Origin of the sequence: Streptomyces europaeiscabiei (genome assembly GCF_036346855.1) — a bacterium.
In the GTDB taxonomy this organism is placed as follows: domain Bacteria; phylum Actinomycetota; class Actinomycetes; order Streptomycetales; family Streptomycetaceae; genus Streptomyces; species Streptomyces europaeiscabiei.
In genome coordinates, this window is record NZ_CP107841.1 from 7,058,768 (window position 1) to 7,081,318 (window position 22,551).

The 22,551-nt window shown below is 71.4% G+C and carries 19 protein-coding genes; 8 read left to right on the forward strand and 11 right to left on the reverse strand.

Features of this window, described 5'->3' with window-relative positions; translation table 11 throughout:
- Positions 1-793: 793 nt before the first annotated feature.
- The 5 genes from OG858_RS31035 to OG858_RS31055 form a co-directional block, all read right to left on the reverse strand.
- Positions 794-1,945: a sensor histidine kinase gene (locus OG858_RS31035; protein WP_319069630.1), complete on the reverse strand. Its 1,152-nt coding sequence runs from the start codon at positions 1,943-1,945 to the stop codon at positions 794-796.
- A 65-nt stretch (positions 1,946-2,010) separates the two neighbouring features.
- Positions 2,011-2,748 (reverse strand): response regulator transcription factor, encoded by a 738-nt coding sequence (locus tag OG858_RS31040; RefSeq protein WP_046709344.1) that lies wholly within the window; start codon positions 2,746-2,748, stop codon positions 2,011-2,013.
- A gap of 131 nt (positions 2,749-2,879) precedes the next feature.
- Positions 2,880-3,569 (reverse strand): spermine/spermidine synthase domain-containing protein, encoded by a 690-nt coding sequence (locus OG858_RS31045; protein ID WP_319269553.1) that lies wholly within the window; start codon positions 3,567-3,569, stop codon positions 2,880-2,882.
- Positions 3,570-4,071: 502 nt separating this feature from the next.
- Entirely contained in the window at positions 4,072-5,229 is a 1,158-nt protein-coding gene (locus OG858_RS31050; protein WP_143677091.1) for an RNA-guided endonuclease InsQ/TnpB family protein, read from the reverse strand.
- Positions 5,230-5,322: 93 nt separating this feature from the next.
- Complete coding sequence (locus OG858_RS31055) at positions 5,323-6,021, reverse strand: GNAT family N-acetyltransferase (RefSeq protein ID WP_319068815.1); 699 nt, start codon at positions 6,019-6,021, stop codon at positions 5,323-5,325.
- Positions 6,022-6,488: 467 nt separating this feature from the next.
- On the opposite strand from OG858_RS31055, the gene lon reads away from it, so the two are divergent.
- Both lon and OG858_RS31065 read left to right on the forward strand, forming a co-directional pair.
- Positions 6,489-8,897 (forward strand): endopeptidase La, encoded by a 2,409-nt coding sequence (gene lon, locus OG858_RS31060; RefSeq protein ID WP_319068816.1) that lies wholly within the window; start codon positions 6,489-6,491, stop codon positions 8,895-8,897.
- A 935-nt stretch (positions 8,898-9,832) separates the two neighbouring features.
- The gene (locus OG858_RS31065; RefSeq protein WP_319068817.1) at positions 9,833-10,327 is read left to right on the forward strand and encodes a MarR family winged helix-turn-helix transcriptional regulator; all 495 of its coding nucleotides are present in this window, start codon (positions 9,833-9,835) and stop codon (positions 10,325-10,327) included.
- A gap of 15 nt (positions 10,328-10,342) precedes the next feature.
- Here OG858_RS31065 and OG858_RS31070 read toward each other — a convergent pair whose 3' ends face one another.
- Positions 10,343-11,128: a protein phosphatase 2C domain-containing protein gene (locus OG858_RS31070; RefSeq protein ID WP_319068818.1), complete on the reverse strand. Its 786-nt coding sequence runs from the start codon at positions 11,126-11,128 to the stop codon at positions 10,343-10,345.
- A gap of 379 nt (positions 11,129-11,507) precedes the next feature.
- On the opposite strand from OG858_RS31070, the gene OG858_RS31075 reads away from it, so the two are divergent.
- The 5 genes from OG858_RS31075 to OG858_RS31095 all read left to right on the forward strand — a co-directional run bounded on the left by OG858_RS31075 (position 11,508) and on the right by OG858_RS31095 (position 17,552).
- The gene (locus OG858_RS31075) at positions 11,508-14,396 is read left to right on the forward strand and encodes a sensor histidine kinase (RefSeq protein WP_328544230.1); all 2,889 of its coding nucleotides are present in this window, start codon (positions 11,508-11,510) and stop codon (positions 14,394-14,396) included.
- Positions 14,393-14,896, forward strand: a complete 504-nt coding sequence (locus tag OG858_RS31080) for a roadblock/LC7 domain-containing protein (RefSeq protein ID WP_046707659.1) — start codon at positions 14,393-14,395, stop codon at positions 14,894-14,896. Before OG858_RS31075 ends, OG858_RS31080 begins: the two co-directional genes overlap by 4 nt.
- Positions 14,893-15,402: a DUF742 domain-containing protein gene (locus tag OG858_RS31085; RefSeq protein ID WP_319068820.1), complete on the forward strand. Its 510-nt coding sequence runs from the start codon at positions 14,893-14,895 to the stop codon at positions 15,400-15,402. The genes OG858_RS31080 and OG858_RS31085 overlap by 4 nt, the downstream gene beginning before the upstream one ends.
- 238 nt (positions 15,403-15,640) lie before the next feature.
- The gene (locus tag OG858_RS31090) at positions 15,641-16,252 is read left to right on the forward strand and encodes a GTP-binding protein (protein WP_319068911.1); all 612 of its coding nucleotides are present in this window, start codon (positions 15,641-15,643) and stop codon (positions 16,250-16,252) included.
- A 64-nt stretch (positions 16,253-16,316) separates the two neighbouring features.
- Entirely contained in the window at positions 16,317-17,552 is a 1,236-nt protein-coding gene (locus tag OG858_RS31095) for a styrene monooxygenase/indole monooxygenase family protein (protein WP_319068822.1), read from the forward strand.
- A 22-nt stretch (positions 17,553-17,574) separates the two neighbouring features.
- On the opposite strand, the gene OG858_RS31100 is transcribed toward OG858_RS31095, so the two are convergent.
- The 4 genes from OG858_RS31100 to OG858_RS31115 all read right to left on the reverse strand — a co-directional run bounded on the left by OG858_RS31100 (position 17,575) and on the right by OG858_RS31115 (position 21,024).
- On the reverse strand, positions 17,575-18,357 hold the full coding sequence (locus OG858_RS31100) for a coiled-coil domain-containing protein (RefSeq protein ID WP_319269569.1): 783 nt from the start codon (positions 18,355-18,357) through the stop codon (positions 17,575-17,577).
- Positions 18,358-18,459: 102 nt separating this feature from the next.
- Positions 18,460-18,810, reverse strand: coding sequence for a hypothetical protein (locus OG858_RS31105; RefSeq protein WP_319068824.1), 351 nt, complete (start codon positions 18,808-18,810; stop codon positions 18,460-18,462).
- A gap of 10 nt (positions 18,811-18,820) precedes the next feature.
- Positions 18,821-19,546: a TetR/AcrR family transcriptional regulator gene (locus OG858_RS31110; protein ID WP_328544229.1), complete on the reverse strand. Its 726-nt coding sequence runs from the start codon at positions 19,544-19,546 to the stop codon at positions 18,821-18,823.
- Positions 19,547-20,070: 524 nt separating this feature from the next.
- Positions 20,071-21,024 (reverse strand): AurF N-oxygenase family protein, encoded by a 954-nt coding sequence (locus OG858_RS31115; RefSeq protein WP_319068827.1) that lies wholly within the window; start codon positions 21,022-21,024, stop codon positions 20,071-20,073.
- Positions 21,025-21,210: 186 nt separating this feature from the next.
- Here OG858_RS31115 and OG858_RS31120 point away from each other — a divergent pair, with 186 nt between their 5' ends.
- Positions 21,211-22,023: a hypothetical protein gene (locus OG858_RS31120; protein WP_408059437.1), complete on the forward strand. Its 813-nt coding sequence runs from the start codon at positions 21,211-21,213 to the stop codon at positions 22,021-22,023.
- Here the strand turns inward: OG858_RS31120 and OG858_RS31125 are convergent.
- Positions 22,016-22,504, reverse strand: a complete 489-nt coding sequence (locus OG858_RS31125; protein ID WP_319068828.1) for a DUF3291 domain-containing protein — start codon at positions 22,502-22,504, stop codon at positions 22,016-22,018. The genes OG858_RS31120 and OG858_RS31125 overlap by 8 nt on opposite strands.
- Positions 22,505-22,551: the final 47 nt, after the last annotated feature.

Sequence of the window (22,551 nt, forward strand, 5' to 3'; positions counted from 1 at the left end):
TGTTTCGGGGGTGGAAATGGCGGGAAACAAGCGTGGTTCCGGTCCGGAATGGGTGTGAGGTGCGGGTGCCGGGCATGCGTCGGGTGGGGCCTGCGGGTATGTGCTCGCGGCCCTCTGCCTGAACGCACCTGATCACACGTGTCCGGCTGTGCGGAACTGGCGTGGATCTTGTGGCTCCGCTTCGAACTTTACGTCAACTTGGCAGAGAAGTAAGCCCCGAGAGGATGAGCGATATTCGGCAATGGTGGGGGGATTCAGCCATGCGTGATCTGGGTATTGCGGGATTTTTCCGCCCCCGCCGCCCCTACCCGTCCCATCCTGTCCCTGGGGGCTGCGCCCCCAGACCCCCTGGCGCGTGGGTGGGTGGTCGGGTGCGGGGCGTGTGTGGTTGCTCGCGCAGTTCCCCGCGCCCCTGAAAAGCCTGCGGTTGCCCGCGGCCCCGAAAGCCCGTCCCCGGCCGTGGTCCCGAGAGAGCCTGCGGTTGCCCAGGGCCCTGGAAGCCCCTCCTCCCCCGTGGTCCCGAGAGAGCCTGCGGTTGCCCAGGCCCTGGAAGCCCGTCCTCGGCGGTGGCCCCGAGGAAGCCTGTCTTCGCCCGTTGCCCCGAGAAAGCCTTTGGTTGCCCAGGCCCTCGAAGTCAGTCTCGGGTCGTGGCTTCGAGAGGTTGTGGTGGGCTGCGGTTTGGCGAGGCTTGCGGGTGGGTTGTCTGCCGTTCCCAGGGTTTGCGTTGTCCGGCGCCTCAGGGGCCTGCGGGTTGGCCGTGAGGTGACAGGCTCGCTTCGCCTCGGACGTGGTGTCAGACCTGGGCCGGGCGCTGGCCGTTCTGTGCGGGCACCCCCGGCAGGAGCACCTGGATGCGGCAGCCCTTCGGGGACTCGGCGACGCCGATGCGGCCGCCGTGGAGGTCCACCGCCCAGCGGGCGATCGCGAGCCCCAGGCCTGTGCCGCCGTCGCTGCCGGGGCCGTGGGGGGAGCTGACGGCGCCGCGGTTGAAGCGTTCGAAGACGCGGTGCCATTCGGATTCGGGGATGCCGGGACCCTCGTCGAGGACTTCGAGGTCGAGGGACTCGGGGGTGAGGCCGCGGCGGGCCTTCACCGTGACTCGGCCGTGCGCCGGGCTGTGCTTGACCGCGTTGTCGATGAGGTTGGCGACGACCTGGTGGATGCGCTCCGGGTCCGCGTTCGCGGTGAGCTCCGGAGGGTGGACGTCCAGGTGCAGGTGGACGTCCGTGCGGGTGTGGTTGCCGGAGCCGGAGGTGATGCCGCCGCGGGCCGAGGAGACCATCTGGGCCTCCTTGAGGACGCCCGAGAGGTACGGCCAGACCTCGAAGCGGCGGCGCCGCAGCGGGACCACGCCGTTGTCCAGGCGCGAGAGGTCGAGCAGGGTCTCCACCAGGCGGCCCAGGCGTTCCGTCTGCTTCAGGGCCGTACGCATCGTCTCGGGGTCGGCCTGGGTGACACCGTCGACGATGTTCTCCAGGACCGCACGGAGGCCGGCGATGGGCGTGCGGAGCTCGTGGGAGACGTTCGCCACGAGTTCCTTGCGCTGGCGGTCCTGGGCCTCCAGCTCGTCGGCCATGAGGTTGATCGTGTGCGCGAGGTCGCCCAGCTCGTCCCGGCGGTTCTCGCTGACCCGGCGGGTGTAGTCGCCGCGCGAGATCGACCGGGCGACCGCGTTCATCTCGTCCAGGGGGGCGGTGAGCGAATGCGCCACGAACTGCGTAATCAAGAGCGTGGCGATCATCGAGAACACCGTGATGAAGCGCAGCTCCGTCTTGGTGTGCACCGCGATCATCGACAGACCGGTCGTGATCAGGACCGAGATGACGACGAGCGCGCCGAGCTTCGTCTTGATCGAGAAGGGACGCAGGCCGCTGAGCGGTCCCGCGCCCTTCCGCGACTGCGCGCCTCCGAGATTCCGCGACCTCGGGTCACCGACTCCGCTCATGACGCCACCAGCCCTCTGTCCCTACGTGCCTGCGTATGCCCTGCGCACACGGTGTGAGCACGGCTTCAGGGGGTCGGGGTCTCCAGGGCGTACCCCACACCGTGCACCGTGCGGATCCGCTCCGCGCCGATCTTCCGCCGCAGCGCCTTGATGTGGCTGTCCACGGTCCGCGTCCCGGACGCGTCCGCCCAGTCCCACACCTCGGCGAGCAGTTGTTCGCGCGAGAGTACGGCACGCGGGGTGTTCGCGAGACATACGAGGAGGTCGAACTCGGTGGGCGTGAGGTGTACGTCCTCGCTGCGCACCCGGACACGGCGCTGCGCGTGGTCGATCTCCAGCTCGCCGAGGCGCAGGATGCCCGAGCGAGGTGTGGTGGCGGCCAGCGCGGCCCGCTCCACCCGGCGCAGCAGGACGTGCACGCGGGCGGCCAGCTCACGCATGGAGAACGGCTTGGTCATGTAGTCGTCGGCACCGACGCCGAGCCCGACCAGCATGTCCGTCTCGTCGTCCCGGGCGGTGAGCATCAGCACGGGGACGGGCCGCTGGGCCTGGACGCGCCTGCACACCTCCAGGCCGTCGAAGCCGGGCAGCATGATGTCGAGGATCAGCAGGTCGGGCTGCCAGGCCTCCGCGGTGTCGACCGCGGCCGGCCCGTCGGTCGCGGTCTGCACGACGAAGCCCTCGGCGCGCAGGCGGGCCGCGATGGCGTCGACGATCGTCGGGTCGTCCTCGACCACGAGCACCCGGCGCTGTGCGCCCGGCGTCGCTGTGGTGCTGCTGTGGGTGGTGTGTGTCTGCTCCATCGCCCGCCCCTGTGTTGCTTTCCGGAATCCGTGGGGTGATCCCTTGACTACGCACGGCTGCGCATGACTGCGATTGACGCTTGAATGATCGGCGCCAGGAAAGCAGGGTACGGGCAGTCACCGCACCACGGCTATCCAGGTCGGATCGCAAGGTGCACCACGTCCGGAACTCCTCGGGCAACCATGATCTCTTCGGTACGCACCTGTTGGAATCCGGCATTCCGCAAGGTTTCCTCGAATTCCGCAGAAGGCTGCGCCGACCACACGGCAAGCACCCCACCAGGTCTCAACACCCTTGCACAGCTTGCCAATCCAGCTGGTGAGTACAGGTTTTGGTTGGCCTCGGAGACGGTCCAGCCGGGCCCGTTGTCGATGTCCAGGCAGAGCGCGTCGAACGTGGCGGATGTCTCATTGACGTACGCGACGAGATCGGCTTCCACGATGTCCGTACGGGGGTCCGCGAGCGCTTCCGCGGACACCTCTGCCAGCGGACCCGCGCGGTGCCACTCGATGACGGAGGGTTCGCGTTCGACAACCGTGATCGCCCCCCAGCGTGGATCCGCGGCGGCGTGTGCGAGCGAGAAGCCGACACCCAGACCCCCGATCAGCACACTTGGCCGAGAACGGCCGGTCAGGGCGTCGAGGGCGGCGTCGACCAGCAGCCGTTCCGAGCGTCCGTCCGAGGTGTCCATCAGGAAGCACCCGTTGGCGATGATCTGCAGCAGCTTTCCGTGCCGCCGCAGCACGACCTCGCCGTAGGGACCCTCGCGCCGGTCGATGACTTCGGGTGCGTCGACCTCGGGTTCGTCGATGATGGGCATCCGCCCATCTTTACGTGTCCGTGGTGTGGGGGGCTGCCGAATTACGGTGCCCCGGCGACGACTTGGCGTGATCAGGGCGCGGGCGGAGCGGGATAGGGGCGCCGGGCCGTGGCCGTGCGGGAAGACCGGGTTCTCGGTGTCGTCGGGCCCATCAGGGCGGGACGCCTTCACCTCCGCCATGGGACGCGGCAGTTCGAAGGGTGGTCGGACCTCGGCTCACGCCCGTCCGAGGGCCGCGGCGAGCAGGGACGCGTCGAGGGCCCCGTAGCCGGCGACGAGCACGGCGGCCTTCGCGGCGATCTCCGGGAGTACGGAGGCCGCTCCGGATTGACGCGGGCCGGCGACCCCGAGCGGAAGTTGGACGCGAAGGACCCGGGCCGGAGCGAGTGGCGCTGGGCCGTGCCGTGTCGCCGAGGGCCGTCAACTACCTGGCCCTGAAGGGCCGGGCTTGCAGGCAGAGTGAGACGTGATGCCCCACTGTGGTTCCCTGCGTCCGGTACCGCTAGGCGGTACTGGGGCGGTTGACTGCGCCCCGCTTCCACGCGGCATCGGCCCGGTGGGCGATGTTGCGGGAGCCGTTGTGGTCCGCGTGCAGGACGATCCCGCAGGATCTGCACGCGAACCGGGCTTGGCCGGTCCGGTTGGTCCGGTGCGTGTGCCAGCACTCGGAGCACTGGCGGGAGGTGTTGCGCGGGTCCACATGGACCACGGGCACACCTGCCCGCTTGGCTTTGTACTCGACGAACGCGCCGAGCTGGGCGAACGCCCAGGAGTGCAGTCGTGCCCGCTGGTCTTTCCTGGCCGTAACCCTCTGGCGGATACCGGACAGGTCTTCCAGTCCGATGCCCCGGGAGGTGCGTTCAGCGGTGGCGACGAGCTTCTTGGCGATGATGTGGTTGCGCTGGGTGGCGTACCGGGATTCCTTGCGCCGCTGGCGCTTGAGGACCCGGGCCGTGCTCTTGGTGCGCTTCTTCTGGAGCCTGGTGCGCAGGTCACGCTTGCGCTGCCGGTACCGGTTGACCTGACGTCCGGCCATGATCTCGCCGTCGGAGGTGGTGGCGATGTTGACGATGCCGAGATCCACCCCGAGGAAACCGTCAGGCTCGTACGCCTCGGGTTCGGCGGCGTCGATGGTGGCGACCAGGAAGAACATGCCGTCCCGCATCACCAGGTCGGATTCTCCCTTGCGGGAGGCCAGCAGGCGCATCGCCCCGGGCGCGCACACGAACGGGATGCCCTTGATCCGCCCGGCAACCGTCCAGACGGACACGGTCCGGGCGTCCAGGTTCCAGGTCAGGATGCGGTCGTCGTACGGCTGCGCCGCACCCTCCCGGAAACGGATCGGCTTCGCCTCCACCTTGGCCCGGCGCTTGGATCCCTCGGGGCCGTAGTTCCCGGCCCGCAGGTTCGCCTTGAGCGTGGCGTACGCATCACACACCTTCTTGACGGTGCGTACGGCAGCCTGCGCCCCGAGATCAAAGTCGGCCTTGATGCGGTGGTACACGGCATCCTGCAACCCGTTCCGGCGCTTCAGGTCCCTCGCGAACGCCACCTCGGACGCCGCGTTCGCGGCCCGGTTGCAGGCGCGCAGGGTCGCTGCCAGTGCGTCCGCGTCATGAGCGGACGCAGGCAACAACTTCACCTGCGCGACAATCTTCACACATAACACGCTATTGCGGTGGATTATCGGAGGGCAACTTGCCGTACAGGCACGGCCTTTCGCCCTGACGGCGAAACCCCGCCCCCTGCCCCGCTACGCGGGAGCTTCGATTCCTCCCCGGCCTGAAGGCCAGGGCATCCTCGAAGGAGACACGGTGAACTTCGCGCTCGTCAGCGGCGCCTCCACCCTCCACCCCAGGGACTCGTACAGCGCCCGCCCGTCCGGCGTTCCGCCCAGCACCCCCACCTCGGCGCCCTGTTCGAGCGCGGCACGGGTGAGGGTGCGCATGACGACCGTGCCGAGGCCGCGGCGGCGGTGGTCCGGGGACGTCTCTATCTGGTCGACGACCGCGGTCGTTCCGGTCGGGGCGATCTGGCCGCGCGCGGCCCAGGAGCCGTCCGGCGCGGCGACCATCACCCGGGTCACGCCACCCAACGTCCAGGTGCGGAGCCGATAGCCGTCGGGGGCGGGGGCCGGGGTCTCGTGCGTCCTGAGCCGCACGGACATCAGACAGCCCGGTTCCGGGTCGACCCACCAGCCCTCACCCAGCCAGGGGCCGACCCTCGACGATTCCGCGAAGACCTTGAGCCAGGTCCCGGCTCCGGTGACGGCGTCCGCGACCTTCCGGACCGTCGCCTCCTCGACCTCGTCGTTCGTCGCCGCGAAGACGTGGCGGGTGACGTGCTGGGCCATGCCCATGTCGATCGTGCACCCCCACGGCTCGACCGCCGGGGGCGCGGCACCGCGCGACACGACCCATCCGTCGATCCAGGCCCGCACGATTCCGTCCACCGCAACCCCTGTGTGTGTAATGGATGAGATTACTTAAAGACTATTACAGGGGTCGGGGTGGGTGAGACCCCCGCCGAGGGGTTGGCCGGCCGTCCACCCCGCCCGGAGGGCAGGCGGGGAGACGGAGAAGCCCAGGGCGGCAAGCGCCTGTGCCGGCCTTCCTCGCGCCTCCTCGCGCGAGGAGGCGCGAGGAGGTGCGAGGAGGTGCGAGGAAGGAGGGGATCGGCTGTCGGGTCTCGGTGCGCCGCGGGCCGCGGCGAATCCGGCCGTGGTGCGGTGTGCCCTGATCAGGGCAGCCCTGATTCCGGTGCTCCGGCCGCGCGTTGCGGCCCTCGGGGTCTTCGGTGGGAGTGTGCGCTTGGGCGGCGGTTGATCGCCCACAGCGAACGGCCCGTCCCTTGGGGAACATTCCTCGGCTCACGTGCATTGAGTCGGCATAGCTCAACTTGACTGCCTAGGGAGAGATCATGGCATCGACGTCCTCACCGCTCACCCTGCCCGTGCTGCCGCTCGACGAAGAGGTCGTGCTGCCGGGAATGGTGGTGCCGCTGGACCTCAATGACACGGATGTTCGGGCCGCGGTAGAGGCCGCGCAGGCGGCGGCGCGCGCGGAGCCGGGGAAGCCGAAGGTGCTGCTGGTGCCGCGGATCGACGGGGCGTACGCGGGCACGGGCGTGCTCGGGACCGTCGAGCAGGTCGGCCGGCTGGCCGACGGTGATCCCGGGGCGCTCATCCGCGCCGTTCGCCGGGTGCGGATCGGCGCCGGGACCACCGGGCCCGGCGCCGCCCTGTGGGTCGAGGGGACGAGCGTCGACGAGAACGTGTCGGATCCGCTGCCCGGGCAGGTCGCCGAACTTGTCAAGGAGTACAAGGCACTTGCCACCAGCTGGCTGCGCAAGCGCGCTGCCTGGCAGGTCGTGGACCGGGTGCAGGCGATCGACGACGTGTCGGCGCTCGCCGACAACTCCGGGTACTCGCCGTTCCTCACCACCGAGCAGAAGATCCAGCTCCTGGAGACCGGCGACCCCGTCGCCCGGCTGAAGCTCGCCACCCAGCAGTTGCGTGACCACCTTGCCGAGCAGGACGTCGCCGAGACCATCGCCAAGGACGTCCAGGAGGGCGTCGAGAAGCAGCAGCGCGAGTTCCTGCTGCGGCGGCAGCTCGAAGCCGTGCGCAAGGAACTGCGTGAGCTGAACGGCGAGCAGGACGGTGAGGAGTCCGACGACTACCGGGCACGCGTCGAGGCCGCCGATCTGCCGGAGGCGGTACGGGAGGCCGCGCTCAAGGAGGTCGACAAGCTGGAGCGGTCGAGTGACCAGTCGCCCGAGGGCGGCTGGATCCGGACCTGGCTCGACACTGTGCTCGAACTGCCCTGGAACGAACGGACCGAGGACTCCTACGACATCCGGGGTGCCCAGCGGGTGCTCGACGCCGAGCACGCCGGGCTGCAGGACGTGAAGGAGCGCATCACCGAGTACCTCGCGGTGCGCAAGCGGCGTGCGGACCGGGGGCTGGGTGTCGTCGGCGGGCGGCGCGGCGGTGCCGTGCTCGCGCTCGTCGGGCCGCCCGGTGTCGGCAAGACCAGCCTCGGCGAGTCCGTGGCCCACGCGATGGGGCGGAAGTTCGTCCGGGTCGCGCTCGGCGGCGTACGGGACGAGGCGGAGATCCGCGGACACCGGCGTACGTATGTGGGCGCCCTGCCCGGTCGGATCGTCCGGGCGATCAAGGAGGCGGGCTCCATGAACCCCGTCGTCCTGCTCGACGAGATCGACAAGGTCGGCTCCGACTTCCGGGGCGACCCGGCCGCCGCGCTGCTCGAAGTCCTCGACCCCGCGCAGAACCACACCTTCCGGGACCACTACCTGGAGGTCGAGCTGGACCTGAGCGACGTCGTCTTCCTGGCCACGGCCAACGTCCTGGAGGCGATCCCGGAGGCGCTGCTCGACCGTATGGAACTTGTCCGGCTGGACGGCTACACGGAGGACGAGAAGGTCGTCATCGCCCGGGACCACCTGCTGCCCCGGCAGCTGGACCGGGCCGGGCTCGGCGCCGACGAGGTCGTCCTCGACGAGAGCGCGCTGCGCAGGCTCGCCGGTGAGTACACGCGCGAGGCGGGCGTACGGAACCTGGAGCGGTCGGTCGCGCGGCTGCTGCGCAAGGTCGCGGCCCAGCACGAACTGGGGCAGCGGAAGCTGCCGTTCACCGTCACCGACGGGGACCTGCGCGAGCTCATCGGGCGGCCGCACCACGTGCCCGAGTCGGCCCAGGACCCGGCGGAGCGCCGTACGGCCGTGCCGGGCGTCGCGACCGGGCTCGCGGTCACCGGTGCGGGCGGCGACGTGCTCTACGTCGAGGCGTCGCTCGCCGACCCGGAGACGGGTGCGGCGGGGCTGACCCTGACCGGCCAGCTGGGCGATGTGATGAAGGAGTCCGCGCAGATCGCGCTCTCCTTCCTCCGCTCGCACGGCGCGGAGCTGGAGCTGCCGGTCGCGGACCTGAAGGACCGGGGTGTGCACATCCACTTCCCGGCGGGCGCGGTCCCCAAGGACGGCCCGAGCGCCGGCGTCACCATGACGACGGCCCTCGCCTCGCTCCTGTCCGGCCGGCTCGTCCGCACCGACGTGGCGATGACCGGTGAGGTCTCGCTGACGGGGCGGGTGCTGCCCATCGGCGGTGTGAAGCAGAAGCTGCTCGCCGCGCACCGGGCCGGCGTCACGACCGTCATCATCCCGAAGCGGAACGAGGCGGACCTCGACGACGTCCCCGCCGAGGTTCTCGACAAGCTCGACGTCCACGCGGTCACCGATGTCCGCCAGGTGTTGGAGCTGGCGCTCGCCCCGGCGCGGGCGGGGGTGGAGGTGCCGGTGGCCGCGTGATCGCCGGGGCGGCGTTCCCCGGGCTTCGTCGGCCCGGGGAACGCCGTCCCGGAGGCGGCTCTCCGGGGCCGGTCGGTCGGACGGCGGTCCGGTACGTGGGCGGGTGCGGGTCCGGTGGGGGCTGGTCGCGCAGTTCCCCGCGCCCCTGAAAGACCAGGCCCCTGCGGGTCTGAAGCCCATGGCCCTGCGGGTCTGAGAGCGACGGACCCTGCGGGTCTGAAGGTGACCGGGCCTGCGCGCCTGAGAGGCGACCGCGCCTGCGGGTCTGAGAGGCGACCGCGCCTGCGGGTCTGAAGGTGACCAGGCCTGCGGGTCTGAAAGGTGACCAGTCCTGCGGGCCCGAGGGTGATGGGTCTGCGGGTCGAAAAGCTGCGGGGCGCAGCCCCTGCTTTTCAGGGGCGCGGGGAACTGCGCGACCAGCCCCCACCGGACCCGCAGCGGACCCCCACCGGACCCGCAGCGGACCCCCACCGGACCCGCATCGGACCCCCACCGGACCCGCAGCGGACCCCCACCGGACCCGCAGCGGACCCGGGCGGTGGTTCGCCAGGCTGCGTCGGCCGCCCGACCCCAGCCCGACCCCCGCCCGGCCTTCGTGTGGCGCCCCAGACTCCGGTGGTGGTGTGACGGACACCCGCCGGACGGGTGAAGGCCCGGGTCCCCCGTGAGGGAGACCCGGGCCTTTCCCATGGGCCGACGGGCACGCGTGCCGACAAGCCGACGGGCACGCGTGCCGACAAGCCGGCCGGCGTGCGTGCCGACAAGCCGGCCGGCGTGCGTGCCGAGGAGCCGGCAGTCGGCACACCTGCGGAAGCGCCCGCGAGAGTGAGGCGGTCCGTGTCGGCCCGTGGCTGCGAAATACTGAACGGCGCTGCCTGCCACGGCGGCCCTGGCGGAAATATTCAGGAACCCGGAACGGAATCAGGAGCGCTGACGTGCACGACGAGGGCGGAAACGGCGACGGCGGTGGTGCCGGGTCCGGCATGCCGACGAGCGGTATGGACCAGGCGTTCCTGGCGCTGGAACGGGAGTTGACGGTCCTGCTGCGGCGGGCCCGCGCCAAGTCCGGGGAGATGGCCCGTGCCGTCCACCCCGACCTGGAGTCCGCCGCCTACGGGCTGCTGGCCCGCCTCGACGAGGCCAGCCGCCTCCGCGCCACCGAACTCGCCGCCTACATCGGCGTCGGCAAGGCCACCATGTCGCGTCAACTCCGCGCCCTGGAACACCTCGGCCTCATCGCCCGCGAACCCGACCCCGCCGACGGCCGCGCCTGGCTCGTCCATCTCACGGAGGAGGGCCGGGCCCGCTTCCGGGCGGTCCGGGACGCCCGCCGGGTCGCGTACGTACGGCAGCTCGCGGGGTGGGACCGGGACGAGGTGGCCCAGCTGGCACAGTTGCTGCACCAGCTGAACCGAGGCGTGGAGAGCTGAGCGCCGGAAAGGCCCTCACAACTCCACGAACACCACGCTCGCGTCGTCGTGCCTCTTGCCGCGCCCCAGGAAATCGCGTTCCGCGTCCGTGACTTCGAGCTCCCGCACCCGCTGCACCAGGCCGTGCGCCCCCGCCTTCCGCACGAAGGTGAGGCAGTCCGGCCAGCCGCCCTCGCGGAACATCTCCACCCAGCGGCTCGCGCCGTCCGTCAGCGCGACCAGCGAACGGACCTCCTCGCGGGGGACGGTTCCCGTCACCGCCCGTGCGGCCACGGCGGGATCGGCGGCCGCCGTCCAGAAGCCGCCCTCCCTGTTGCGGAGGGTCGAGTCGACGCTCGCGGCCGTGGCCAGGGCGGCCCTCGGCAGCAGGGACAGACGGTCGTCCAGTACGGCCGTCACCGTGCCGTCCGGTCGTTCGAACAGCAGGGCCGAGTCCGACAACACCAGGTACTCCACGGCCGTCGACGACCAGCGGGCGAGAGCCACTGTGGCCTGCGGGGTTCGTGGGTGAGAAAGGTCACAGGTTTGGGCGTGGGCCCGGGCGGTACTGGAAATGGCCTGTGAAAGCACGTCGGGCAACGGCGAATCCCGCTCCGAAACGGACAGTTCGGTCAGGGTGCCGCCGAGGCGGGAAGTGAACCATGCGACTGGATGTCGACAGCCGTAGCCGTCGGGCGGCGGGGTCACGCCGTCGAGGACGACGAGGGCGCCGCCCTGTCCCCCCGCGGGCAGGGCCACCGACGCGAAGTCCTCGTTGGGGCGGAGAGGGTCGCCGGGCTCCGAGACGAGTTCGGTGCGCATTCGGCCAGTCTGCACGAGCCCGCCACAAGATCCGTGAAAGGCCGACAACGGTCGCCGTACGACCCGGACCCTCCAGAAGGGGAGCCGGGTTTGGCATGGAATGATCGTGAGCGGTGAAGCGCGGCGGCGAATACTGTCAAAGCACGTCGCCGACGTCCAACCGGCCCGACGTGCGGGACAGCGGCACCAGCCGGAAGAACTTGCCCGCCAACTCCCCTGCGATGTTCACTCCTTCGGGTGGCGGGACTGATGATGCGGGACCACTGCCCACCGGCACTGGGAGGGTCGGGAGCCGTACCGGGGGGACGGCTGTACAGGACATACGTCATGTGAGTGGTCGACGGATCGTCACCCCGGCCCATGGGTACACGAGTCAGGAATGCGAGCACCGGTGCAGAAGACGCGGCCTCGGCGCGCAGACAAGCAGGCAGCTTCGAAGGCCTCCGCGGCCTCCCCGAACCAACCGGGGACGGCACAGGCGCAGGCCCCCGTCGGCACCGGGCGGAAGGCGCGCGTACGCAACCGGCTCATCGTCGCCGTGGCCGTCGTGGCCGCCGCCATAGCGGGCGCGGGAGCGCCCTCGATCCTCGCCGCCTCGGAGCAACTGCACGACACCCAGAGCCTGGTCACGCTCGCCGGACAGACCCAGGAGACGCTCACCCTCGCGCACGCGCTGGCCGACGAGCGCGACGAGGTCACCGCGTACATCGCCGCCGGACGGCCCAAGTCGGCCGCGCCCAGCAAGCAGCGCAGTGACCGTGTCGACACCCAGGTCGAGGAGCTGAGCGCGGACACCGGCGCCTCCGCCGCGATGCGGGAGACCGTCGAGAGCGCCGAGTCCATCGCCGGCATACGGGAGGCGGCGCTCTCCGGGAAGAGCACCGCTCTCGAAGCGCACACGGCGTACACCGCCGTCGTCACCGAGCTCCACGCCCTCGCCGAGGAACTGGCCGAGCGGCTGCCGCCCCGCGCGGGCGGCGGCGCCTACGCGCTCGCCGAACTCGACACCGCCGTCCAACAGGCCGCCGCCGCCCGCGGGCTGCTCGTCGCCGCGCTCAGCGTCCCGACGACCACCGAGACGATCGTCGACCCCGTCACCGGGCTGCCCACCACCACGACCGGCGCCTCGGCCGCCGACGCGAAGCAGCGCGACGCCCTCACCGTCGCCGCCCAACAGGCCCGCGTCCGCTCCGACGCCGCCCTCGCCCAATTCCGCGAGACCGCGCCCGCCGCCGGCCGCTCCTCGTACGACGCCACGGTCACCGGCCCCGAGGCCGACACCGCCGACACATACCTGACGGACCTCACCGACCAGCCCACGCTCTCCGACAGCGAGGCGGGCACCAGCGCGAAGAAGGTCGGCGCGGCGCTCTCCGCCCGGGTGGACCTGATGCGCGGCGTCGAGTCCTCCCTGTACGACCGGCGCACCAAGGACCTCGCCCAGCTGCGCGACGAGGACGTCACCGCGCTGGAGATCCGGATAGCGGTCCTCGGCGCCCTGATGCTCCTCGCCGTCGGCGTCGCCACCGGCATGGCCCGTTCCCTCACCCGCCCGCTCGCGGTGCTGCGCATCGGCTCCGCCCGCGTCGCCGGCGACCCGGCCACCGAGGAACCGGTCAAGTTCACGGGCCGCGACGACGAGTTCGCCCAGGTCGTACGCTCCGTCAACGCGCTCCACGCGCACGCCCTCGCGCTGCACGAGCGGCTCGCGCCCCTGGAGGGCGACCGCAAGCACCTGATCGGCCAGCGCCAGACGATGGCCGACGACCGCGACCGGCTGCGCGCCGAACTCGCCGAGGCCACCACGCACCTGACGAAGGTCCAGCACAGCGTCCACGCGACCTTCGTCAACCTCGCGCTGCGCACCCTCGGCCTCGTCGAGCGGCAACTCGCCGTCATCGAGGCGCTGGAGGAGCGCGAGCAGGACCCCGACCGCCTCGCCACCCTCTTCAAGCTCGACCACTTCGCGACCGTCATGCGCCGCCACAGCGAGAACCTTCTCGTCCTGGCCGGCCACGAGCACATCCAGCACCACGCCGGCCCCGTCCCGCTCGTCGACGTCGTCCGTGCCGCGGTCAGCGAGATCGAGCGGTACGAACGCGTCCGCATCGCGGCGCTGCCGCCGGGCGCGCACGTCGCCGGGTTCGCCGCGGACGACCTCAGCCACCTCCTCGCCGAACTCCTGGAGAACGGCACGTCGTTCTCGCCGCCGGAGATGTCCGTCGAGGTCTCCGGCTGGCTGATGGAGAACGGCGAGATCACCCTCTCCGTCCAGGACGGCGGCATCGGCGTCGCCCCCGAGCGGCTCGCCCGGCTCAACTCCCGCCTCACCGACTTCGACCCCGAGGCGCCCTACGAGCAGGAGGAAGGCGAGGGCCTCGGCCTCGGCCTGTACGTCGTCGCCCGCCTCGCCCACCGGCTCGGCACCCCCGTGCGGCTCCAGGAGCACGGGACGGGCGGCACCGCCGCGGTCGTCGTCCTGCCCAAGGGACTGCTGGCCCCCACGCCCGCCGTGCCCGTGGGCACTCCGGTCTCGATCACGTCCTCGCTCTCCCTGCCGGGCGTCGACGCCGAGGCCAACTCGAACGTCCTGCCCGGCCGTTCCGTCGCCGTACGCGAGCCGGAGGGCGACGGCGACCCGCTCATCGAGGCGGCCGAGCGGGCACTGCTGGCGAGGGAGGCCGTGGGGACGGCCGCCGGCGCCGCCGAGGCCGCCGGGGACGTCGTACCGGAAGACGACGAACCCGAGGCCGAATCCGAGGCCGGCCCCGAAACCGGGGCCGAGTCCGTGTCCGAGACGACGATGGAGCTCTTCGCTCCGGTGGCCCCGGGGAAGGGCGCCGACGAGGAGAGCGACGAGTACATCGCCGGCGAGGCCACCGACGAGCCGTACACGTTCGATCCCGACACCCACGAGCGTGCCGCCGACGAAGGGAACGCGGCGCGCACGGCGGAGGTGTCCCGGGCCGGGACGGCCGGGCAACGGGTCGAGGAGCCCCCGCGCCTCACCGACAAGGGTCTGCCCAAGCGCACGCCCAGGATCACCGCGCCCACACCCACGGCTCCCCGGCCACGGGTCGGGGGAGTGAACGCCGAGGAACTGCGCCGTCGGCTCGGCGGGTTCCACGAGGGGGCCAAGGAGGGGCGCCGCGACGTCGAGGCGGAGATCGCCGAGCAGTCGGGTGAGACGCGGATGCCCGTGGCACGTGAGTACCGGACAGAGGCAGTTGACACCACGGGGGGCACTTCCGAGGAGGAAAGCAGTTGACCGCGCCCATTACCTTCGGACTGAGCAGTGAAGCCCGCAACCTGCACTGGCTCCTGACCAACCTCGTCGAGGAGGTGCCGGGACTGCTGTCGGTCGCGGTGGTCTCCTCCGACGGCCTGCTGCTGCTCTCCTCCGACCCCGGCAGACACGCCGAGGCCCGCCAGACCCGGGAGGAGCGGCCCCAGGGCCCCCGGGGCTCCGCCGCCGACCTGGCCACCATCGTCTCCGGCATCGGCAGCCTCACCATCGGCGCCGCCAAGCTGATGGAGTTCGGCGGGGTCAAGCAGACGATGGTCGCGATGGAGGCGGGCAGCCTCTTCGTGATGTCGATCAGCGACGGCTCGTTGCTCGGAGTGCACGGCTCCCCCGACTGCGACATGAGCGTGGTGGCCTACCACATGGCGCTCTTCGTCGGCCGCGCCGGCCACGTCCTCACCCCGGAACTCCGCAGCGAACTCCGCAAGTCCCTGGAGGCCGAGGCGGCCGGGAGCAGCCGATGAGCGGCCAGAGCCAGAGCCAGAAGAAGAGCAGGGCGCGCGCCCCCGAGTCCGGTCCCGCGAAGCGGCCGACCGTGCCGAAGGGCGCGAAGAGGCTCCCCGTGCGCGGCGGCGACCGCAAACCCGCCCGCGTACGCCCCTACTCGCTCACCGGCGGCCGTACCCGGTTCGGTCACGTCCTCCTCGTGGAGACGTTCGTGGCCGTACTCGAAGCCCCGGCGGAGCAGCCTCGGTTGGCCGGGGGTTCCTCCCACATGCTCGGTGGTGGGGGAGGTTCACCCCACTCCAAGGTGATGCCCGAGATGCGGGCCATCGTCGAACTCTGCCGCCGTATGCGGACGGTGGCGGAGATCGCCGCGCTGCTGAAGATGCCGCTCGGTGTGGTCCGCGTCCTCCTCAGCGATCTCGCGGACCAGGGAAAGATCCGTGTGTACGGAACAGGTCACGGACCGGGACAGCCGGACCGCGCTCTGCTGGAAAGGGTGCTGAGTGGACTCCGCCGTCTCTGACGCCGCCTCGGCCGGCGTCAACCCCGCCGCCTCGGCCGGCGTCAACCCGGGCGTCGACGACGACGCCCCCCGCGTCGAGGTCGACGCGAACGCTCCTCGTCTCGACACGGAGACCGGACGCGTCGACACGGACACCGGACGCGCCGGTCCCGGCGCGCCCGGCGTCGACGTGGACGCGGCCCCGCCCGGGGGCTACGCCCGCGCCGCCTCCCGCGGTCTCGACCGGCTCGCCGACACCGTGGCGGCCGAACCCTTGGCGGAGCCCGAGGAGGAGCTGAAACCCTGGCAGTCCGACCTCAGCCGGGCCCCCATCGCCACGAAGATCGTGGTGGCGGGCGGCTTCGGCGTCGGCAAGACCACCTTCGTCGGCGCGGTCTCCGAGATCACCCCGCTGCGGACCGAGGCGCTGATGACCGAGGCCAGCGCCGGCACGGACGACCTCTCCGCGACGCCGGACAAGCTCACCACCACCGTGGCCATGGACTACGGCCGCATCACCCTCGACGACGACCTCGTCCTCTACCTGTTCGGCACGCCCGGCCAGGAGCGGTTCTGGTTCATGTGGGACGACATGGTGCGCGGCGCGATCGGCGCGGTCGTCCTCGCCGACACCCGCCGCCTCGGCGACTGCTTCCCCGCGCTCGACTACTTCGAGAGCTGCGGACTGCCGTACATCGTCGCGGTCAACGCGTTCGACGGCAGCGTGCGGTACGAACCCGACGACGTACGGGACGCGTTGACCGTGCCCGCACATGTACCTGTCATGATCATGGACGCACGCAAGCGGGCCTCCGCGATGGAGACCCTGCTGGCGCTGTGCGGCCACGCGATATCCCTCAGCCCCGAGTAGTCCCTTCAGTCCCTCCCAGCGGGACGGCACGGGACGCCACGGACGAACCAGGAGACCTGTCCGGATGCGGAAGATTCTCGTCGTCGGAGCCGGCCAGTCCGGGCTGCACCTGGCCCTCGGGCTCCAGTCGCACGGGTACGAGGTCACACTGATGTCCAATCGGACCCCGGACGAGATACGCGCCGGCCGGATCATGTCCACCCAGTGCATGTTCGACTCGGCACTGCGCCACGAGCGCGACCTCGAACTGAACTTCTGGGAGTCCCAGACCCCGAGGATCGAGGGCGTCGGTGTCTCCGTCGCCGGACCGGACGGGGAGCGCGCCGTCGACTGGGTCGGCCGGCTGCGCGGGTACGCGCAGGCCGTGGACCAGCGGGTGAAGATGGCCGGCTGGCTGGAGACGTTCACGCGGCGGGGCGGCCAGCTGGTCGTCCACGGGGCCGCGGTCTCCGACCTCGACTACTTCTCCCGCATGTACGACCTCGTGCTCGTCACCGCGGGCAAGGGCGAACTGGTGCGGATGTTCCGCCGCGACGCCGCCCGCTCGCCCTACTCGGAGCCGCAGCGCGCGCTCGCCGCGGTGTACGTCCACGGGCTTGGCCCCCGCCCCGAGCACCCGGAGTTCGACGCGGCCCGCTGCAACCTGGTGCCCGGCCTCGGTGAACTCATCGTGCAGCCGGTCCTCACCACCTCCGGCCGCGCCGACGCACTGTTCTGGCTGGGTCTGCCCGGTGGCCCGCTCGACGTCTTCGACGGCGTCCATGACGCCGAGGAGCAGCTAGCCCTGACCCTGGACCTCATGAAGCGGTACGTCCCCTGGGAGTACGCGCGCGCGGCCGGGGCCGAGGTCACGGACGCGGGCGCTGCGTTGACCGGCCGCTACACACCGGTCGTCCGGCACCCCGTCGCCCGGCTTCCCGGTGGCGGCCCGGTGCTGGGCGCAGGTGACGTCGTCGTGGCCAACGACCCGCTGACCGGGCAGGGGGCGAACTCGGCGACCAAGTGCGCGGCCGTCTATCTCGCCGCGATCCTCGACCACGGGGACAGGGAGTTCGACGAGGCGTGGATGCGGCGCACGTTCGAACGGTTCTGGCAGGTCGCGGGGCCCGTCACCAAGTGGACCAACACGATGCTGGCTCCACCGGCCGAGCATGTGCTGGGACTGGTCGGGGCGGCCGAGGGGCTGCCGGTGGTGGCGGATCGTTTTGCCAATGGCTTCGACGATCCGGCGGATTTCGAGGGCTACTTCTACGATGCGGAGAAAACGCGGGCGTACCTTTCGGAGGTCGCCGGGGGATAGGCCGGGGCGTGTGGGTGGGTTCTCACGGGTCCGGGGTGCGCGTCGTGTGTGGTTGCCCGCGCAGTTCCCCGCGCCCCTGAGAGCCTGTGGCCCCGAGCGGCTTCGACGGGTCGGCCCCGGTGTTCCCGTCCGACTCCCTGATGCCTGCCAGCTGTTCCGGGGTGAGGGAGGCGAGGAGTTTCTCGATCTCGTCGAGGTGGTCGCGTGCGGTGTCGTGTTCCCTCTTGCGCCGTTCCGTGAGGGTGAGTTGGCGGTCCAGGGCGGCTCGGGCCCTGCGGGCGAGGGTGTCGGCGGCCTGTTCGCTGCTGATCATCCGTTCGATCGTTTCGGCCCGCTTCCGGGCCACCTGACCGATCACATGGCCCTGCTCCAGCGCCCGGTGCGGGTCGCGGGTCATCAGCAGCCGTACGTACGGGGAGAGCGCGGTGCTGCTGTTCTGGTACTGCTGCCGGGCCAGTCGGCCGGCCGCGCCCCGGCTGTCGTGCAGGGAGAGGCGGGCCCTCGCGAGCCACCGGTCGAGGCTCGCCACCACGGCCCGCTGCTTGGTCAGCTCCTTGCCGGTCGCGGTGTACGCCTCGGTGGCCTTCTCGGTCTCGCGGTGGAGCCGCTGGAGGTCGGCGAGGAGGTCGGCGACCGAGCGGTCGCCGGGGGCCGGTGTCGGTGCCGGCGCCGGGTCCGCGGGGGTGTCGGCGGCGGGGGGTTCCGGTACGGCCATGACCGGGGTGGGGGCCGCGGTGAGGAGGGCGCCGGTCGTGAGCGCCGTCACCGTCGCCGTACCGACCAGGCGCAGAAGCCTTCCTGACACGTCATCACCTCCGGTGCGGGGGTGGGCCGTCCACCTCGCATCGGCAGGATGGGGGGAGCCGGGGGCGGTCGCGCGCCGGGTGGACCGTTCGGTGCCCGGGTGTCACTCGTCGGTGGGGCGCGGCTTCACGGGCGGCGTGGCGGGTTGCCCGTCCGAGGAGTCGGTGGTGGCCCCGGTGCCGGGGCCGGTCGGGGTGTCCGGCGTGGACCAGGGCCACTTCGGGCGGCGGCGGGGGTCAGCGTCGGGGGCGTACTCGTACTTCCACAGCTGATGCATGAAGCCGCCCCGGCCGGCGTCGACGCGGCGGTAGACGAGCACGGTCGGCGGGCCGCCGTCGGCGTCGGGGACCGGGACCCGGTACGTCTTCGGGGGGTGCCCGGTGATGCCGAGCAGCACGGGCAGGACGCGCCCGTCGAGGGGGCCGCCCACGAAGGGGGTGTCTTGGCTCTTCACCGGACCAGTGTCACAGCAGGTGGCCGGCGTCGCCGACCACGGGGAGGATACGGCGGGCCAGGGTGCCGACGGCCCCGGCTGCGGTCTCGACGGGCAGGGCGTGCCGTACGGCGGCGGCGGTCTGGGGGTCGCGGCCGGCGGTGGCGATGAGGCACGCGACGAACTGCTCGACGAGCCAGTCGCGGAGTTCGCCGACGTCCGGCTGCTTGCCCTCGTCGAGCCAGATGAGGGAGGCGGCCTCCACGGAGGTGATCCACATACGGACGGTCATGCGCAGCCGCAGGCCCGGCTCGGCCACCTCCAGATGCCGCAGGATGTGGTCGGCGGCGGCCCGCCGGACCCCGTCCACGATGGCCGTCGCCCGGGAGGTCTCCACGACGCTGCCACCCTGGAGCAGCGCGCTGAACCCGGTGTCGTGCTCGTCCACGAAGGCCAGATAGCGGTCGAGGGCACGGGCCAGGCGGCTGGTCAGGGAGCCCTCGGCCGGTTCGTCGAAGCACTGCTCCAGCTCCTCGGCGGCCGAGCGCAGGGCCGCCTCGTAGAGCTGCTGCTTGCCCCCGGGGAAGTAGCGGTAGACGAGGGGACGGGAGACCCCGGCCGCCTCCGCCACGTCGTCGAGGGAGACGTCCTCCGGCGCGTTGTGCGCGAACAGCTCCAGTGCGGCGTCCAGCAGCTGGCTGCGGCGCTCTTCCACACTCAGTCGACGGTACGCGCGGGTGGGGGCCTCGGACGTCATACCTCGCAGCGTAGTCGGGGGCGGGGAGGTTGGTTCGTGGAGATCGCGCCAGGGGGTGGGGGTTCGGTGCGTCGGCGGGTGCGGGCCGGTGGGGCTTCTCGCGCAGTTCCCCGCGCCCCTGAAAAGCAGGGGCTGCGCCCCTGCTCTTCGGCCCGCGGGCCCGTGGTCCTCAGGCCCGCAGAACCGTGCTCTTCAGGCCTGCGGGCCCGTGATCTTTCGGCCTGTGGAACCGTGGTCTTTGAGGGCTGCAGGGCCTCGCTCTTTCGGGCCTGCGGGCCCGTGGTCCTTCGGGCCTGTGGAGCCGCGCTCTTTCGGGCCTGCGGCACCGCGCTCTTTCGGGCCTGCGGGCCCGTGGTCCTTCCGGCCTGCGGAACCGTGGTCCTTCAGGGCCGCGGAACGTGGTCTTTCGGGCCCGTGGGGCCTGGTCTTTCAGGGGCGCGGGGAACTGCGCGACCAGCCCCCACCGGACCCGCACCCGGCGACGATCCGACCCCCACCCCCTGACGGGCCGCACCGGGCAACTCTCACGCCAACAACCCCGACGACCTCCACATACGCCGCCCCACACCCTGCAGAACCCCGATGTCGTCCAGAAAGTCGGTCAACCGCTTCGCGCCGGTCTGCATGATGTCGCGCCGGTGCGCACTGGCCCGCACCTGGGCGACAGCCACCCGCCGGTCGAGGCCGACGTTCGTGTAGACCTCGGGGTTGATGAAGGCGACGGCGAAGACGCGGGCGAACTCGCCGGAGGTGACCCGGGTGAAGCTCCGGGACAGCCGCGGGGCCGTCACCATCTGGCGGCGCAGCTCCTCGCGGGCGTAGCGCACGTGCCGGGCCTCCTCGACGACATGGATGCGGGTGACGCCCCGGACGAGCGGCTGGACCCGCTCGTCCGGGAAGGTCAGCCGCTGCATCCAGTCGAGGATCTCCTCGCCCAGGAGGGTGGAGGTGAAGGAACCGGGGGTAGTCGAGATCGTCTTGAAGAGGCGGCCCAGGTTGTGGTGCAGCCGGCTGACCGGGTAATAGGGGGTGTCGCCCTTGCTGATCAGCCGGGCGAACATCTTCGAGTGCCGGCACTCGTCCTCGATCTCCGTCAGCGCGTAGCGGACGTGCGCGCTGGTCGCGGCCTTGTCGTAGATGTGCCGTACGAGCAGCTGCATGAGGATGATCTCGAACCAGATGCCGAGGGAGGCCAGCGCCGCCGCCTCGTGCTGGGACAGCGCGATCCGCTGTTCCTCCGACATCTTCCGCCACATCGGCGTCCCGTACAGGGACACCAGCTCCGGCGGCCAGAACCACTTCCCCTCCTCGAAGGGGGCGTCCCAGTCCAGCTCCCTGTCGGGGTCGAAGGAGTGCTTCGCGGAGGACAACAGCAGCCGCTCGGCCACCTGTTCCCGGTCCTTGAGGAGCCCGAGCGCGTCGCGCAGCACCTCCGCCTCCGACACCGGGTTCGCGTTCACCGAGGGCACCGTGTTCATGGCTGTCGCAGCTCCTCGTACGGAAGATCATGGGAGTTACCGGCGGTCACCGCTTATGAGACTACCTGTCAGCAAGGCCGTCAATCCCTTGCGCGCCACTTGTCGGCGACCGGTCGGGCCGAGCGCGTGCGCGAGGGTGCCGGTGGCCGTTCCCTGCGGTGGTGGCTCGTGCAGTAGCGTTCTGGCGTGTCCATGCCTCCACCGCAGCCTCAGCCCCAGCCGTACGGTCAGCAGCCGCAGCAACCGGGTCCGTACGGTCAGCCGCACCCGCCGCAGCCCCAGCCGTACGGTCAGCAGCCGTCCCCGCCGCAGCAGTACGGTCAGCCGTACCCCGGCGGGTGGCAGCCCGTGCCGCCCCCGAAGAGCCGGGTGGGCCTCGTCCTCGGGATCGTCGGCGGCGTCGTCGCTCTCATGGTGGTCGGCGCGGTGGGGCTGTGGGTCGTCGGGACGCAGGGCACGAGCGGTTTCCCGGAGGCCGAGTACAGGCTCGCGCTGCCCGACACCGTGCTGGACGGCGAGTACACGCTGGCCCAGGACCTCTCCGACACGTCGGGGCAGCAGCTGGAGCAGGAGGCGGAGGGCGCCTGGGACGCCCGCGACGTCAAGGCCGCCGTCGGGCAGTACACATCAGCGAAGGACGGGGCCGAGGGCGCCCTGATCGTCTCGGGCATGTACGGCCGGTTCAAGAACACCGACGCCGCCCGCGACAACATGCTGAAGGGCGCGGCCGAGGTCGACACGATCACGGTGGTCGTGCCGCCCGAGGACTTCACCCCGGGCGGCTCGGACCTCACGATCAGCTGCCAGGTCGTCACCCAGAAGCAGACCGGCACCGAGGTCACGTACCCGATGTGCGCGTGGGCCGACGGCAACACCGGGGCGTCCGTCGCGGAGCTCGGCACGGCGAGCGTCGGGCAGGACCCCTCGGAGGTGGACGTGGAGGCCTTCGCGGAGCGAACCCTGAAGGTCCGCTCCGAGATACGGCAGCGGATCAGCTGAGGGCGGCGTCCGGCACGAGGGGCTCCGCCGGTCCGGCGGGGAACGACGTGCGCAGGGTGAACGCGTACGGGGTCGGGCCGTGGGCGCGGAGGTGGAGGAGCCGCTCCTCCGCCTCGGCCACGGTGGGCCGGTGGCCGGCGGGGACCCACCACAGGGCGGTGACCGCCTCGGCCAGCCGCTCGAACCACTCCCGGCGGCGGGACAGCAGCTCCCGGTGCTGTCCCTGGTACATGAACGCCGTCAGGGCGTCGGTGTCCCGCCACACCGACATGTTGATGATGAGCCATTCGTCGCCGAGGACGGGGATGTCCGTCGCGTTGCCGGAGTCGCTCTGCAGACGCCAGACGAAGCCGGCGGACTGGTCCGCGACCGCGTTCACCGGGTCCAGGGCGTCCACGAAGTCCTTCAACTGCGGTGAGTCCAACGGGGCTTTGAGACGGGCGATGTTGACCTGGGCGAGTTCGTACGCGGCGGGAGTCATGGGCGCACGATAGGTCGGGATGCCCGGGAGTCACATCCGTTTTCTCG

Coding starts and splice junctions, on each gene's coding strand:
- OG858_RS31035 (WP_319069630.1), bottom strand. CDS start 1,945: ATGAGCGGAGTCGGTGACCCGAGGTCGCGGAATCTCGGAGGCGCGCAG.
- OG858_RS31040 (WP_046709344.1), bottom strand. CDS start 2,748: ATGGAGCAGACACACACCACCCACAGCAGCACCACAGCGACGCCGGGC.
- OG858_RS31045 (WP_319269553.1), bottom strand. CDS start 3,569: ATGCCCATCATCGACGAACCCGAGGTCGACGCACCCGAAGTCATCGAC.
- lon (WP_319068816.1), top strand. CDS start 6,489: ATGGCATCGACGTCCTCACCGCTCACCCTGCCCGTGCTGCCGCTCGAC.
- OG858_RS31070 (WP_319068818.1), bottom strand. CDS start 11,128: ATGCGCACCGAACTCGTCTCGGAGCCCGGCGACCCTCTCCGCCCCAAC.
- OG858_RS31075 (WP_328544230.1), top strand. CDS start 11,508: ATGCGAGCACCGGTGCAGAAGACGCGGCCTCGGCGCGCAGACAAGCAG.
- OG858_RS31085 (WP_319068820.1), top strand. CDS start 14,893: ATGAGCGGCCAGAGCCAGAGCCAGAAGAAGAGCAGGGCGCGCGCCCCC.
- OG858_RS31095 (WP_319068822.1), top strand. CDS start 16,317: ATGCGGAAGATTCTCGTCGTCGGAGCCGGCCAGTCCGGGCTGCACCTG.
- OG858_RS31110 (WP_328544229.1), bottom strand. CDS start 19,546: ATGACGTCCGAGGCCCCCACCCGCGCGTACCGTCGACTGAGTGTGGAA.
- OG858_RS31115 (WP_319068827.1), bottom strand. CDS start 21,024: ATGAACACGGTGCCCTCGGTGAACGCGAACCCGGTGTCGGAGGCGGAG.
- OG858_RS31125 (WP_319068828.1), bottom strand. CDS start 22,504: ATGACTCCCGCCGCGTACGAACTCGCCCAGGTCAACATCGCCCGTCTC.